10 protein-coding genes are annotated in these 13191 nt (G+C 69.4%); 6 read left to right on the plus strand and 4 right to left on the minus strand.

Features of this window, described 5'->3' with window-relative positions; all coding sequences use genetic code 11:
• Positions 1-28 precede the first annotated feature (28 nt).
• The 4 genes from DTPSY_RS07720 to DTPSY_RS07735 are packed head-to-tail and all read left to right on the plus strand — an operon-like array spanning position 29 to position 3961.
• The gene (locus tag DTPSY_RS07720; RefSeq protein WP_015913112.1) at positions 29-613 is read left to right on the plus strand and encodes a biotin transporter BioY; all 585 of its coding nucleotides are present in this window, start codon (positions 29-31) and stop codon (positions 611-613) included.
• Positions 610-2094 carry an AMP-binding protein gene (locus DTPSY_RS07725; protein ID WP_015913113.1) on the plus strand — a complete coding sequence of 495 codons (1485 nt, stop codon included), beginning with the start codon at positions 610-612 and terminating at the stop codon, positions 2092-2094. The genes DTPSY_RS07720 and DTPSY_RS07725 overlap by 4 nt, the downstream gene beginning before the upstream one ends.
• Positions 2091-3260 (plus strand): thiolase family protein, encoded by a 1170-nt coding sequence (locus DTPSY_RS07730; RefSeq protein WP_015913114.1) that lies wholly within the window; start codon positions 2091-2093, stop codon positions 3258-3260. Before DTPSY_RS07725 ends, DTPSY_RS07730 begins: the two co-directional genes overlap by 4 nt.
• A gap of 2 nt (positions 3261-3262) precedes the next feature.
• Positions 3263-3961 carry a nitroreductase gene (locus tag DTPSY_RS07735; RefSeq protein ID WP_015913115.1) on the plus strand — a complete coding sequence of 233 codons (699 nt, stop codon included), beginning with the start codon at positions 3263-3265 and terminating at the stop codon, positions 3959-3961.
• A gap of 183 nt (positions 3962-4144) precedes the next feature.
• On the opposite strand, the gene DTPSY_RS07740 is transcribed toward DTPSY_RS07735, so the two are convergent.
• Positions 4145-5332 carry a metallophosphoesterase gene (locus DTPSY_RS07740; RefSeq protein ID WP_015913116.1) on the minus strand — a complete coding sequence of 396 codons (1188 nt, stop codon included), beginning with the start codon at positions 5330-5332 and terminating at the stop codon, positions 4145-4147.
• Between the two features lie 292 nt (positions 5333-5624).
• Here DTPSY_RS07740 and DTPSY_RS07745 point away from each other — a divergent pair, with 292 nt between their 5' ends.
• Together DTPSY_RS07745 and hrpA are read left to right on the plus strand one after the other, a co-directional pair.
• Entirely contained in the window at positions 5625-6965 is a 1341-nt protein-coding gene (locus DTPSY_RS07745) for an NAD(P)H-dependent oxidoreductase (RefSeq protein WP_015913117.1), read from the plus strand.
• A 47-nt stretch (positions 6966-7012) separates the two neighbouring features.
• Positions 7013-11038, plus strand: a complete 4026-nt coding sequence (hrpA, locus tag DTPSY_RS07750; protein WP_015913118.1) for an ATP-dependent RNA helicase HrpA — start codon at positions 7013-7015, stop codon at positions 11036-11038.
• Between the two features lie 231 nt (positions 11039-11269).
• Here the strand turns inward: hrpA and DTPSY_RS07755 are convergent, their stop codons facing one another.
• The 3 genes from DTPSY_RS07755 to lexA form a co-directional block, all read right to left on the minus strand.
• On the minus strand, positions 11270-11770 hold the full coding sequence (locus DTPSY_RS07755; protein WP_015913119.1) for a pyridoxamine 5'-phosphate oxidase family protein: 501 nt from the start codon (positions 11768-11770) through the stop codon (positions 11270-11272).
• Positions 11771-11891: 121 nt separating this feature from the next.
• Positions 11892-12293: a hypothetical protein gene (locus DTPSY_RS07760; protein ID WP_015913120.1), complete on the minus strand. Its 402-nt coding sequence runs from the start codon at positions 12291-12293 to the stop codon at positions 11892-11894.
• Between the two features lie 161 nt (positions 12294-12454).
• Positions 12455-13129, minus strand: coding sequence for a transcriptional repressor LexA (gene lexA, locus DTPSY_RS07765; RefSeq protein WP_011805517.1), 675 nt, complete (start codon positions 13127-13129; stop codon positions 12455-12457).
• Positions 13130-13191 lie beyond the last annotated feature (62 nt).

Below are 13191 nucleotides of genomic sequence, written 5' to 3' on the forward strand. Positions count from 1 at the left end.
GTTTTTTCTTGTCGACCCAAGGAGTTGTATGACTGCTGCCATATCCCGCAAGGCCTCTCACTCCATGGCGCTGGTGGCGCTGTTCGCCGCGCTCATGGCCGTGATGGGGCTCATTCCCAAGATCGACCTACCGCTGGGCGTGCCGATCACGCTGCAGTCGCTGGGCGTGATGCTGGCCGGCTGCCTGCTGGGCGCGCGCCGGGGCTTTCAGTCGATGCTGCTGTTCCTGGCGGCCGTGGCGGCCGGCCTGCCGCTGCTGTCGGGCGGGCGGGGCGGCCTGGGGGTGTTCATGGCGCCGTCGGCCGGCTACCTGGTGGGCTACGCTCTGGCGGCAGGGGTGACAGGCGCGCTGATGCGCACACTGCCGCAGGGCACGCCGCTGCGCACGGCCGCGAGCGCGTTCATCGCTTCCGTGCTTGGCGGGCTGGTCTTCCTACATGCCATGGGCATTGCCGGCCTCGTGCTGCTGGCGCAGATGCCGCTGGACAAGGCCTTTCTGGCGGACCTGGTCTTCGTGCCCGGTGACCTGGTCAAGTGCGCGCTCTGCGCGGTGGTGGTGCATACCGTGGCCAAGGCGCTGCCAGACTGGCCGTTTGGTGGGCGCGAACGTTGAACACCCACCCTTGCAAGCGGCAGGCGCTGGCGCCCCTGCCGCAACTGCTGACGGGCGATGCGCTGCCTGAGCTGTTCGAGTGGGTACATGGCCCCCTGGCGCACTGGGCCCGCACGCGGCCGCACTCCCTGGCGCTGGCCAATGAAACCACCCAGTGGGACTTCGCGACGCTGCACGACCGTGTGCAGACGCGGGCGCGCTACTGGGATGCGCAAGGCGCGCCGGCCACCGTGCTGCTGCCCGGTGATGCCGGCACGCTGGAGGGGGTGGTGGAATTCCTGGGCGTGATCGCCAGTGGGCGCTGCGCGGCGATGGGCGATCCCCAGTGGCCGGCGGGTGTGGCCCGGGCGGTTGCCGAGCGGCTGCCTCTGGGCTCCGGCGGCCCGGCAGCGGCCACGCCGCAGTCGCCGTTTTACGTGGGCTTCACCTCGGGCAGCACGGGCCTGCCCAAGGGCTTCATGCGCCACCACCGCTCCTGGGTGGAGAGCTTTCGCGTCAGCCTGCAGGACTTTGGTGTCGCGGCGGCCACGCGTGTGCTGGCGCCGGGCCGCATGTCGCATTCGTTGTTCCTGTTCGGCGCGCTGCTGGGCCTGTGGACGGGCGCTGGCGCGGTGCTGCAGGAGCGCTTTTCCGCGCCGCGCGCGCTGGACACCCTGCGCGCGGGCGGCGCGCCCTTGCTGGTGGCGGTGCCCAGCCAGCTTGTGCTGATGCTGCAGTGGGCCGAGCGGCGGCAGCTGGCACCGATCGAGGGGGTGGAGCTGGTGCTGATCAGCGGCGCGCGCTGGCTGCGCGAGCGCACACCCGCGCTGCGCCGGTTGTTCCCGCGCGCACGCATCGTGGAGTTCTACGGTGCATCCGAGGCCAGCTACGTCGCCTGGATGGATGCAGAGCCGGGCGCGCCGGCCCAGGCCGTGGGCCGGCCGTTCAGCAACGTGGACCTGCACATCGGCCCCGATCCCCGCAGCGCCGCGCTGCCGCAGGGCGTGCCGGGGCTGATCTGGGTGCGCAGTCCAATGCTGTTCATGGATTACGTGAACGCCGCCGACGGCACCGCCGCCCTGCGCGAGGGCGACTGGCTCTCGGTGCGCGACATGGGTTACGTGGACGACAGCGGTTTGCTGCACCTGTGCGGTCGCGAGAACCGCATGCTCGTCACCCAAGGCAAGAACCTGTTCCCCGAGGAAGTGGAGGCGCGCCTGCTGGCCCACCCACAGGTGGCGCAGGCCAGCCTGCAGGGTGTGGCCGACGGCCTGCGCGGCCTGCGTGTGCAGGCGGTGCTGCAGTGGCAGGGCGACGCGCCGCCACCCGGAGCGCTGGAGCTTGCGGCCTGGTGCCGCGCGGTGTTGGAGCCTTACAAGGCGCCGCGCCACTGGTGGGTGTGGGTGGGCGACTGGCCGCAGACGCCCAGCGGCAAGACCGACCACACAGCCATCGCCCGCGCGCTGCAGGCGCCGTCGCCCCCGCTGGAGCGCTGGCGGTGAACGCTATTCCCATATTGGCCTGGGCGCGCACGCCGGTGGCGCCGGTCGGCGGGGCGCTCGCGGCCTGCCAGCCGCACGATCTGGCGGCGCCGTTGGTGGCGCGCATGCTGGCGGATGCCGGGTTGCCGGCCGAGGCCGTCGATGCCGTGGTGCTGGGCAACGCCCTGGGAGCCGGGGGCAACCCTGCCCGCATGCTGGCGCTGGCGGCCAGCCTCCCCGAGGGCATTCCCGCCGTGACGCTGGACAGCCAGTGCTGCGCGGGGCTGGATGCCGTCACCCATGCCTGCGGTCTGCTGGCGCTGGGCCAGGCCGATGTCGTGGTTGCCGGCGGGGCCGAGGCGTGGAGCCGCGCACCCCTGCGCATGCATCGGCCTCTGCAGGCGGAGGAGGCACCCGTGCCCTATGACCGGCCACCCTTCACGCCCTGGCCCGCGCGCGACCCCGACATGCTGCTGGCCGCGCTGGACGGCGCGCGGCGCCTGGGGCTCACGCGCCACGCGCAGGATGCGTACGCCATGGCCAGCCACGCGCGCAGCGTGGCGGCGCGCGCTGCCATGGCCCATGAAATCGTGCCGCTGCGGGGGTTGGCGCAAGACGCCTACCCGCGCCTGTTGAGCGCCGCGCGGGTGGCGCGCATGCCTGCGGTGGCCAGCGGTCAGTCGGTGGACGGCCAGGATTGCAGCCTCAGCACCGTCGCCGTGTCGCCCAAGGCGGACGGCGCGGCCCTGCTGCTGTTGGCCACGCCCTCGGCCTGCGCGCGCTGGGGCGTGCGGCCGCGTGCGCAGTGGCGCGGCAGCGTCAGCGTGGGTGGCGCGCCCGAGTCGCCCATGCTCTGCGCCGTCGACGTGGCACGCGCCGCGCAGCAACGCTGTGGCTGGGATTGGGCGGCGCTGGAGGCGCTGGAACTGCACGACGCCTTTGCGGCGCAAGGCCTGGCGTTCTGCAATGCGCTGGGCTTGCCGCTCGGTGCCATCAACCGGGGCGGGGGTGGCCTGGCGCGCGGGCACCCCATCGGTGCATCGGGCGCCATTGCGCTGGTGCGCGTGCTGGCGCAGATGGCGCAGCGGCAGGGTGCCGACCGCACCGACCGCACGCTGCGCGGCATGGCGTGCATTGCGGGTGCGGGTGGCCTGGGTGCGGCCACCTGGGTGGAAATGCCGGAGTGAGAATGACCGAACCGCTGGTGATGCCTGTGGCGCAGGACGCCTTCGAGACGCTGGCGCAGGCGCGCCATTCCGTGCGCGCCTTCCTGCCGCGGCCCGTGCCCCTCGCGCTGCTGGAGCGGTTGCTGGCTGCGGCGCGGCTGGCGCCCAGCGGGGCCAATCTGCAGCCGGGTCGCTTCTGGGCCGTGGAGGGCGCGGTGCGCGAACGCCTGAGTGCCGCGCTGTGCCAGGCGTGGCGCGACCAGGTGCCTGAGGCCGAGGACTATGGCTATTTCCCCCGCCCCATGCCGCTGGCATTGCGCAAACGCCAGGTGGCAGCCGCGCAGGCGCTGTACGGGGCGCTGGGTGTGGCGCGCGGCGACGGCGCGGGTCGGGCCACGCAGTTCGAGCGCAACTACCGCTTCTTCGATGCACCCGTGGCGCTGATCGTCACCATCGACCGCGGTTTCGGCGCAGGTGGCTTCATGGACTTGGGCATGTGCCTGCACGGACTGATGCTGGCCGCGCAGTCCCAGGGGCTGGCCAGCTGTGCCATTGGTGCGCTGGCGAGCTACCCGCAGGTCGTGCGCGACGCGCTGGACCTGCCGGCCAGCGAGGCGGTCGTCTGCGGCATGGCGCTGGGCTGGGAAGACGCGGGCGCACCCGTCAACCGCACGCGCACCGAGCGCGAGGCGCTGGAGCGCTACTTCACCGTGCTGCGCTGAGGGAATGCGGAACACGTTCCCTCGCGTGTCGTGAGCCGCACCTTTTCTGCGGCCTGCTGCGTTGCATAACGGTCGCGATGGTGATGGCGGGGCTTTGCGTGCGAGGTGCGTCCCCTCGCAGCGCAGGGCGTACCCTCGTGCCGACTTATTCAGTATTTGACGGCACCGGGCCGTCGCGCGGTCTTACGACGCTGTGCCACGGCGCAGCACCAACAGGTCGATATGGGGCTGCACGCCCAGCCGCACTGCGAAGCCGGCCCACAGGCCCGCGCCCGCGCTCACGAACAGGCGCATGCCGTCCACGTCGTATTGCCCGCGCACGAAACCGTTGTTGAACGGAGCGACCAGCCAGCGGTCCATGCCGCTGATCAGCCCGCCGTGCGTGTGGCCCGAGACCTGCAGGTCCACGCCGTGCGCGGCGTTGTCGCGCGCGAGCTTGGGCTGGTGCGCCAGCAGCAGGTGGAAGTCGGCCTGCGCCGCGCGCGCCTGCCGGGCCACCGCGGGTACATCGGGGGGCACGCCCTCGGGCACGCGCGGGTCGGCATTGTGGTGAGAGGTGCGCCCGTAGACCGGGTCGCCCACGCCGGACAGTGCCAGACGCGCGCCATTCACCTGCAGCACCTGGGTCTGGTTGGCCAAGACGCCCAGGCCCAGGCGGCGAAATTCCGCCATCCAGGCGTTGTAGCCGCCGTAGTACTCATGGTTGCCGGGTGCGGCCCATACGCCGTGCGGTGCGCGCAGTTGCGCCAGTGGAGCCACGAAGGCGGCGCTGCTGCCTACGCCGCCATCCACCAGGTCACCGGGCAGGACGATCAGGTCGGGCCGCGCCGCGTGGGTGCGCTCCACCACGCTCTGCACGTAGGCGGTATGGTTGATGGGGCTCGCGTGGATATCCGCCAGCACGGCCACACGCAGGCCATCCAGGGCCTCGGGCAATTGCGGCAGGTGCACCAACTGTTCACGCACCGTGGGCGGCTGCAGGCCCTGCGCCGTGCCAAAGCCCGCCGCGCCCAGCGCCAGTGCCACGGCGGTGCCGGTCAACCGCCTGCCGCGCAGTCGCAGGTGCCATGTGTCGCACCCGCCCATGAGCGCGGCGGCCCGCGCCGCGAGCCATGCGGCATCACGCGCCAGAAGAAAGGCAATGATCAGCACCAGTGTGCCCAACACCCAGCCGCCGGGCACCTGCAGATAGGCCAGGGTGGCGTAATCCATCGCGCCGGCCTGCAAGAGCTTGAGCAGTAGGGCCGGAGTAACGCCCAGCAGGGCGGTCAGCGCAATGGCCACCAGGCGCGCCCGGCGCGACATGCCGCGCACGGGCCCCCAGAGCCAGACCGCCAGCAGCGGAATCACCAACGCAGCAAGAGACACCATGGAAAGCCGGGGATGCAAAGAAGAAAGCGGCACCGGCGTATGGGGCCGGCGTGGGGGCGGCGCGGCGACAAGAGGGTGCGCCCCGCCGGACGAGAACGTGCGCAGGATAACGGTCCTTTTCAATGCCTTGCAGGCGGTGGGGTACTGGGGCGGTGTCCCGGCCTAGGGCGTATCCCAAGAGACGTGGGGCGTACCCTGCGCTACGGTGGCCGTGGGATTCCCACCGGCCCGCGCGCCAGCAGGCGCCGGGGTTTCGCGCCGCAGCGGCGCACTTCCATCGTTTGCCATACCCATGAACCTTCACCAGAAACTGCTGCAGCGTGCCCGGCAAGGGCGTCCCATCCGCATTGGGCTGATCGGCGCGGGCAAGTTCGGCGCCATGTACCTGGCGCAGGTGCCGCGCATGCCGGGCGTGCACCTGGTGGGCATTGCCGATCTGTCGCCGGCCAACGCCCGCGCCAGCCTGGCGCGCGTGGGATGGGCGCCCGAGCAGTCGGAGGCCGCCTCTGCCCAGCAGGCGCTGGAGCAGGGCACGACCTGGATCACCGAGGACTGGCAGGCCCTGGTGCGCCACCCGCAGATCGAGCTGATCGTCGAATGCACGGGCAACCCGCTGGCGGCGGTGGACCACATTCTCGACGCCTTCGCCCACGGCAAGCATGTGGTGAACGTGACCGTGGAGGCCGACGCTTTCTGCGGCCCGCTGCTGGCGCGCAAGGCCCTGGCCGCGGGCGTGGTCTATTCGCTGGCCTATGGCGATCAGCCCGCCATGATCTGCGAGCTGGTGGACTGGGCCCGCACCTGCGGCTTTCCGGTGGTGGCGGCCGGGCGCGGGCACAAGTGGCTGCCGCATTTCTGCGAATCCACGCCCGAGACGGTGTGGGGCTACTACGGCCTGACGCCCGAGCAGGCGCAGCGTGGCGGCCTGAACCCCAAGATGTTCAACAGCTTCCTGGACGGGTCCAAGCCTAGCATCGAGAGCACGGCCGTCTCCAACGCCACGGGCCTGGCCGTGCCGAGCAACGGCCTGCAGTACCCGCCCGCCAGTGTGGAGGACATTCCCTACGTCACGCGCCCGGTGGGCGAGGGCGGAGTGCTAGAGAAAAAAGGCATGGTGGAAGTGATCTCGTCGCTGGAGAAGGACGGCCGCCGGATCCCCTACGACATCCGCATGGGCGTGTGGGTCACGGTGGAGGGCGAGACTGACTACATCCGCCACTGTTTCGAGGAATACAACGCCCACACCGACCCCACGGGCCGCTACTTCACGCTGTACAAGCGCTGGCACCTCATCGGGCTGGAGGTGGGCATGTCGGTGGCCAGCGTGGCGCTGCGCGGCGAGCCCACCGGCGTGCCCCAGGGCTGGAACGCCGATGTGGTGGCTACGGCCAAGCGTGACCTGCGCCCGGGCGACCTGCTGGATGGCGAGGGCGGCTACACCGTCTGGGGCAAGCTGCTGCCGGCTGCGACGTCGCGCAGCCTCAGGGGCCTGCCGCTGGGCCTGGCGCACAGCGCGCGCGTGGTGCGCCCGGTGGCAAAAGGCCAGGCATTGTCCTGGGACGATGTGGAGATGGACGCCACCACCCACGCCTATCGGGTGCGCCGGGAGATGGAGGCCATGTTCCCCGCCTGACCCTGGTGCGGCACGGGTGCCTGGGGGCTGGGATAATTCCCGCCCCTATGCCCCTCACGATCACCTTTCCCGAGCAACTCCCCGTTTCCAGCCGCCGTGACGAAATCATGGCGGCCATGGCCGAGCACCAGGTCATCATCGTCTGCGGCGAGACGGGCTCGGGCAAGACCACGCAGCTGCCAAAAATAGCGCTGGCCCTGGGACGCGGCAAGTGCAACGCGCCCGAGGGCGCGCGAGGACGCCTGATCGGCCACACCCAGCCGCGGCGCATTGCCGCCAGCAGCGTGGCCAAGCGCATTGCCGAGGAGTTGAACACCCCCTTGGGCGAGGTGGTGGGTTACAAGGTGCGCTTTCAGGACACGCTGCAAAAGGGCGCTTCGGTCAAGCTGATGACCGACGGCATCCTGCTGGCCGAGACGCAGACCGATCCGCTGCTCAAGGCCTACGACACGCTCATCATCGACGAGGCGCACGAGCGCAGCCTGAATATCGACTTCCTGCTGGGCTACCTCAAGCAGATCCTGCCGCAGCGGCCCGATTTGAAGGTGGTCGTGACTTCGGCCACCATCGACGCGGAGCGCTTCGCCAAGCACTTCGAGGGCAAGGCCGGTCCGGCGCCGGTCATCATGGTGTCCGGGCGCACCTATCCCGTGGAGATGCGCTACAAGCCCTTTGAAGAAAAGAAGGACTTCGACCTCAACGATGCCATTGCCGACGGCGTGGACGAGTTGTGGACGGGCGGCAAGGGCGGAGACATCCTCGTCTTCCTGCCCGGCGAGCGCGAGATCCGCGAGGCGGCGGACCACCTGCGCAAGCACCTGCAGCACTCGCCAGTGCTGCGGAACGCCGAGGTACTCCCTCTGTTCTCGCGCCTGTCGCAGGCCGAGCAGGACCGCATCTTCGACGGCCACACCGGACGGCGCATCGTGCTGGCCACCAACGTGGCCGAGACCTCGCTCACCGTGCCGGGCATCCGTTACGTCATTGACGCAGGTACGGCGCGCGTGAAGCGCTATTCCTTCCGTAGCAAGGTGGAGCAGTTGCTGGTGGAGCCCATCAGCCAGGCGGCGGCCAACCAGCGCGCCGGGCGCTGCGGCCGCGTGGCCAACGGCATCTGCATCCGCCTATACGACGAGGCGGACTTTCACCAGCGCGACCGCTTCACCGACCCCGAAATCCTGCGCTCGTCCCTGGCGGGCGTCATCCTGCGCATGAAGTCGCTGGGCCTGGGCGACGTGGTGAACTTCCCGTTCCTCGAGGCGCCCTCGGGCCGTGCGATCGCCGACGGCTATCAACTGCTGCAGGAGTTGGGCGCCGTGGACGAGCGCGGCAATTTGCTGCCCATGGGCCGCGAACTGTCGCGCCTGCCCTTGGACCCGCGCGTGGGCCGCATGATTCTGGAGGCCCGCACCCGCGGCGCCGTGGCCGAGGTGCTGGTCATTGCCTCGGCCCTCAGCGTGCAGGACGTGCGCGACCGGCCGCTGGAGGCGCAGCAGCAGGCCGACCAGCAGCATGCCAAGTTCGACGACGAGAAAAGCGAGTTCACCGGCTACCTGCGCCTGTGGAAGTGGCTGCAGGATGCGCGCGGCGGCAAGATCGTCGCCAAGACGCGCAAGGAGATGGCGGCCCAGACCGCACCTGCGGCCCAAGCGCGCAACACGGCCTTCCTGCCCGTCGCACAGCGCAGCAGCGGCGCGCAAGCGGAGGGCGCAGGCGAGGAGCGCCTGGCACAGTTCCACCCCGCCGATGCGGAGGAGGCCACCCACAAGCTCAGCAACCGGCAGTGGGAGCAGTTGCTGCGCCAGAACTACATCAACATCCGCCGCGTGCGCGAGTGGCGCGACATCCATTCGCAGCTGCTCACCGTGGTGCGGGAGCACCAGTGGCAGGTGAACACCGAGCCCGCGGGCTACGAGGCCGTGCACCTGTCCATGCTGTCGGGCCTGCTGGGCAACATTGGTTACAAGGCCGAGGAGAGCGAGGCCTACCTGGGCGCGCACGGCATCAAGTTCCACCCGCACCCGGGCGCGCACCTGTCCAAGAAGCCTGGCCGCTGGATCGTCGCGGCCGAGCAGGTCGAGACCTCGCGCCTGTACGGCCGCGGTATCGCGGCGATCGAACCGCAATGGCTGGAAGAGGTGGGCGGCCATCTGCTCAAGAAGCAGCTGCTGGACCCGCATTGGTCCAAGAAACAGGCCGACGTGGTCGCGCTCGAGCGCGCCACGCTCTACGGCCTGGTGGTCTACAACGGCCGCCGCGTGAGCTATGGCCGCGTGGATCCGTACGAGGCGCGCAACCTGTTCATTCGCCAGGCGCTGGTCGAGGGTGAGTGGGAGACGCATTGGCCGTTCCTGGGCGCCAACCTCAAGCTGGTGCGCAAGGTGCAGGAGCTGGAGCACAAGAGCCGCCGCCAGGACGTGCTGGTGGACGACGAGCTCATCTTCGCCTTCTACGACCAGCAGATTCCCAAAGACGTGTACAGCGGCGCCACGTTCGACAAGTGGTTCCGCAGTGCCGGCAAGGAGAACGTCGGCCTGCTGCTTCTCAAGCGCGACGAGCTGATGCGCCATGAGGCCGCGGGCATCACCACCGACAACTTTCCCAAGACGGTGAAGCTGGGCGGCGTGGACTGCACGGCCAGCTACCTGCACAGCCCCGGTGACGCGCGCGACGGGGTCACCGTTACGGTGCCGCTGTTCGTGCTGAACCAGGTGAGCGAGGAGCGTGCGGAATGGCTGGTGCCCGGCATGCTCAAGGACAAGATCCAGGCACTGCTCAAGAGCCTGCCGCAGCGCCCGCGCAGCCGCTTCGTGCCGCTGCCGGAAAGTGCTGCGCGGCTGGCGTCGCTGTTCACCGAGCAAGAGCGTTGGGCCCAGGGCAGCTTGATCGACACGCTGCTCAAGCAAGTGCGCGATGAAACCTCGCTCGACGTGAAGCGCGCGGACTTCAAGCTGGACATGCTCAGCCCGCACCTGTTCATGAACTTTCGCGTGACGGATGAGCACGGCCGCCAGCTCGGCCAGGGACGCAACCTGGGCGCGCTCAAGGCGGAGTGGGGGAGCAAGGCACGTGGGGCGTTCCAGGCGCTTGCTTCATTAAAGATAGCTGGTGGCGCTCACCAGAAGCCAGACTCCGGTGGAAAACCATCTGAAACCAAGGAAAATAGAGCGCCAGCAGCTATCAAAAAAGAACCACTCGTCGGCGCGCCCGCGGCCCGCAAGGCCGATGCCCGCTACGAGGATTGGAGCTTTGGGGAACTGCCCGAGCTGATGGAAATCGCCAAGGGCAGCCAGACGCTGATCGGTTTCCCCGCGCTCATCGACCACGGCGATGCGGTGGGCATCGAGGTGTTCGACGAACCCGAAGTCGCCGCCGCGCGCCACCGCGTGGGCCTGCGCCGGCTGTTTGCGCTGCAGATCAAGGACGCGCTCAAGTACCTGGAAAAGAACATCCCCGATCTGCAGAAAATGGCCGTGGCTTTCATGCCGCTGGGCACGCAGGAGGAGCTGCGCGCACAAATCATCGACGTGGCCATCGACCGCGCCTTCCTGCAGGAGCCGCTGCCCAGCAACGAGGCACAGTTCAAGCAGCGCGTGCAGGACGGGCGCGGGCGCCTCACGCTGATCGCCAACGAGGTGGCGCGCATGGCGGCGGCCATCCTCATCGAATACGCCGCCACGCAGCGCAAGATCAAAGACACCAAGAACGCTCCCGAGGCCACGGCCGACGCGTCACAGCAGCTGCAGCGCCTGATGCCCAAGCAGTTCATCGCTGCCGCGCCCTGGGCGCAGCTGCAGCACTACGCGCGCTACCTCAAGGCCATCGCCACGCGCCTGGACAAGTACCGCGCCGACCCGGCACGCGATGCCGCCAAGCTCAAGGAACTGCAGCCGCTGGAGCAGCGCTATTGGCGCATGGTCGCCGAGCGCAAGGGCCAGGTGGATGCCCGTATGCAGGAGTACCGCTGGATGCTGGAGGAACTGCGCGTGAGCTTCTTCGCGCAGGAGTTGCGCACGCCGTATCCGGTCAGCGGCAAGCGGCTGGACAAGGTCTGGTCGCAACTGGTGTCTTGAGGGGCTCTCGCGCGGGGACAGGCCTTCGGGGCAGATGTGCCGCCACCGGCTGCCGTGGGCGGGGCCGTTCATGCTTTGGCGCGCACGGCGAGCGTCCGCCAACCAATCACCAAACCGGCCCTGGCAGCGGCCCGTATGGCCTTCCCGGGCACCGGGCTTGCGGCCGCCAGCGCTCGCCTGGGCGGAACGGCCCTTGCCATCCAACTGCTGGCGGCGCCGATCGCCCCAGCGTCAAGACGTGAGCAGCGCCTTCAGCTCCTCGGCAGATAAATCCCGCGCCGCGCCAAACCCTGCCACGTGGCGGCCCACCGAAGGGATGATCTGCACGAACTGGAAGTCGCCCAGCGCCGTCATGGGCGCTGCCTCAGGGAAGCGCCGCAGGTAGGCGGCGCGCGCGCTGGCGGCTGCCTCGGGCGCAAGCAGTACGGCTTGCCCTTGGATGGCAACGCGCTCCAGCGCATGCACGGGCTGGGCCGCGTCCTCGGGCGCCGTGATCAGGAGAGAAACCGCGGGCGATTGCCGCAGGTTGCGGGTATGGGCGGCGAGGGCGCTGACATGCAATACCAGCACCTGGGCCGTGGAGTCGATGGCATACGGAACGAACGACACCGCCGGCGTTGTGAATGGCACCGATTCCGCGCCGGGCAGGGTTTGCAGCGTTGCCAGCGCGGCCGTGCGCCGGCCCCACAGCAGTTGCCGCAGCAAGCGGTCCAGGCGGGACTCGTGGGTCATGGCGTGCTTGGGGGCGGGAAGTTGCAAGTGCCGTGCATTGTAGAAACGGGCCTGCGATGAACGCGCTGCGGCCGCGACGCCTTCGAAAAGTGTCAGAAGCGGTCGCAGCAGTGCCCCGCGGTCAGCGCAGGGCCAGGCGCTCCAGTTCCGCGCACACATCGGCCATGCGGCCGGAAATCACGAGCTTGCAGGCGTCGTCGGTGTCATGGCGCAGGATCACGCGCAGGGGGAGCGAACGGGTAGAGATCGCAGGCCGCAGACCTGTGTGCTGCGTGGCCGCATCCGCGGCAGGCATGGCAAAGGCGCGGTGGCGGGCCGGATTTTCTGGCGCCATGCCCGCCACGGCGGGGCTATCGGGAGGGCCGGCGTTGGGCGTCGCTCCCTGGAGTGCATCGACGCGTCCGTGCGTGGTGCAAGCAGAGGGTGCCGCGCCGCGCGACATATGACGTGCGGCCAGTCCCCATCGGCGCAGGCGGCGCAAGGGGCGGGAAAGGGAGGCAAAGGCAAAGAGGGCAAATCCCATGTGAAGACTCCGGCATGCCAGGGCATGAAGGTGGAACACAGGCAGGATTGCCAAGGACGTCAAGCGCGCATCCGCAGGGTTGGCATGCCGCAGCCACGGGGCATGCCCGGGCTACCGCCTGCCAAACGCCCGCCACCTGCGGCGGCGCTGCATTCAACGGACTACATGAGCATGGTGTTGCGTATCAGGCCCACGGCCAGCCCTTCGATCTCGAAAGGTTCGCCCGGCTCGACGCGGATCACCGGGTAGTCGGGGTTCTCGGGCAGCAGTTCGATGGCGCTGCCTGTGCGGCGCAGGCGCTTGACCGTGACGTCATCGCCCAGGCGCGCCACGATGATTTGCCCGTTGCGCGCCTCGCGCGTTGCCTGTACGGCGAGCAGGTCGCCGTCCATGATGCCCGCGTCGCGCATGGACATGCCGCGCACCTTGAGCAGGTAGTCGGGCTTGTGCGCAAACAGGCTGCCTTCCACCGTATAGGTCTGGTCCACATGCTCCTGGGCGAGAATGGGCGAGCCAGCCGCCACGCGACCCACCAGCGGCAGCGTGAGCTGCGACAGGCCGGGTATCGGCAGGTTGAACTGGGCGCCGCGCGCCGCGTTGATGTTGCGCACGGTTTCGCCGCGCAGTCGGATGCCGCGCGAGGTGCCGCTGACCAGTTCGATCACGCCCTTGCGGGCCAGCGCCTGCAGGTGCTCCTCGGCCGCGTTGGCGGACTTGAAACCCAGCTCTGCCGCGATCTCGGCGCGGGTGGGCGGGGCGCCGGTGCGCGCGATGGCGGTCTGGATCAGGTCCAGGATCTGCTGCTGGCGGGCGGTGAGCTTGGGACTGTCGAGCATGGTGCGATCCAATGCGGTCGGTGGTTGAGTGGGTTACTGTTTTTTAATCCAGTATCTGTATT

Source organism: [Acidovorax] ebreus TPSY, assembly GCF_000022305.1.
Taxonomy (GTDB): Bacteria; Pseudomonadota; Gammaproteobacteria; order Burkholderiales; family Burkholderiaceae_C; genus Diaphorobacter; species Diaphorobacter nitroreducens.

Bases quoted from the DNA above. Each gene is read 5' to 3' on its own strand.
- DTPSY_RS07755 (WP_015913119.1), bottom strand. From the start codon at position 11,770: ATGACCCACGAGTCCCGCCTGGACCGCTTGCTGCGGCAACTGCTGTGG.
- DTPSY_RS07735 (WP_015913115.1), top strand. From the start codon at position 3,263: ATGACCGAACCGCTGGTGATGCCTGTGGCGCAGGACGCCTTCGAGACG.
- DTPSY_RS07760 (WP_015913120.1), bottom strand. From the start codon at position 12,293: ATGGGATTTGCCCTCTTTGCCTTTGCCTCCCTTTCCCGCCCCTTGCGC.
- DTPSY_RS07745 (WP_015913117.1), top strand. From the start codon at position 5,625: ATGAACCTTCACCAGAAACTGCTGCAGCGTGCCCGGCAAGGGCGTCCC.
- hrpA (WP_015913118.1), top strand. From the start codon at position 7,013: ATGCCCCTCACGATCACCTTTCCCGAGCAACTCCCCGTTTCCAGCCGC.
- lexA (WP_011805517.1), bottom strand. From the start codon at position 13,129: ATGCTCGACAGTCCCAAGCTCACCGCCCGCCAGCAGCAGATCCTGGAC.
- DTPSY_RS07740 (WP_015913116.1), bottom strand. From the start codon at position 5,332: ATGGTGTCTCTTGCTGCGTTGGTGATTCCGCTGCTGGCGGTCTGGCTC.
- DTPSY_RS07720 (WP_015913112.1), top strand. From the start codon at position 29: ATGACTGCTGCCATATCCCGCAAGGCCTCTCACTCCATGGCGCTGGTG.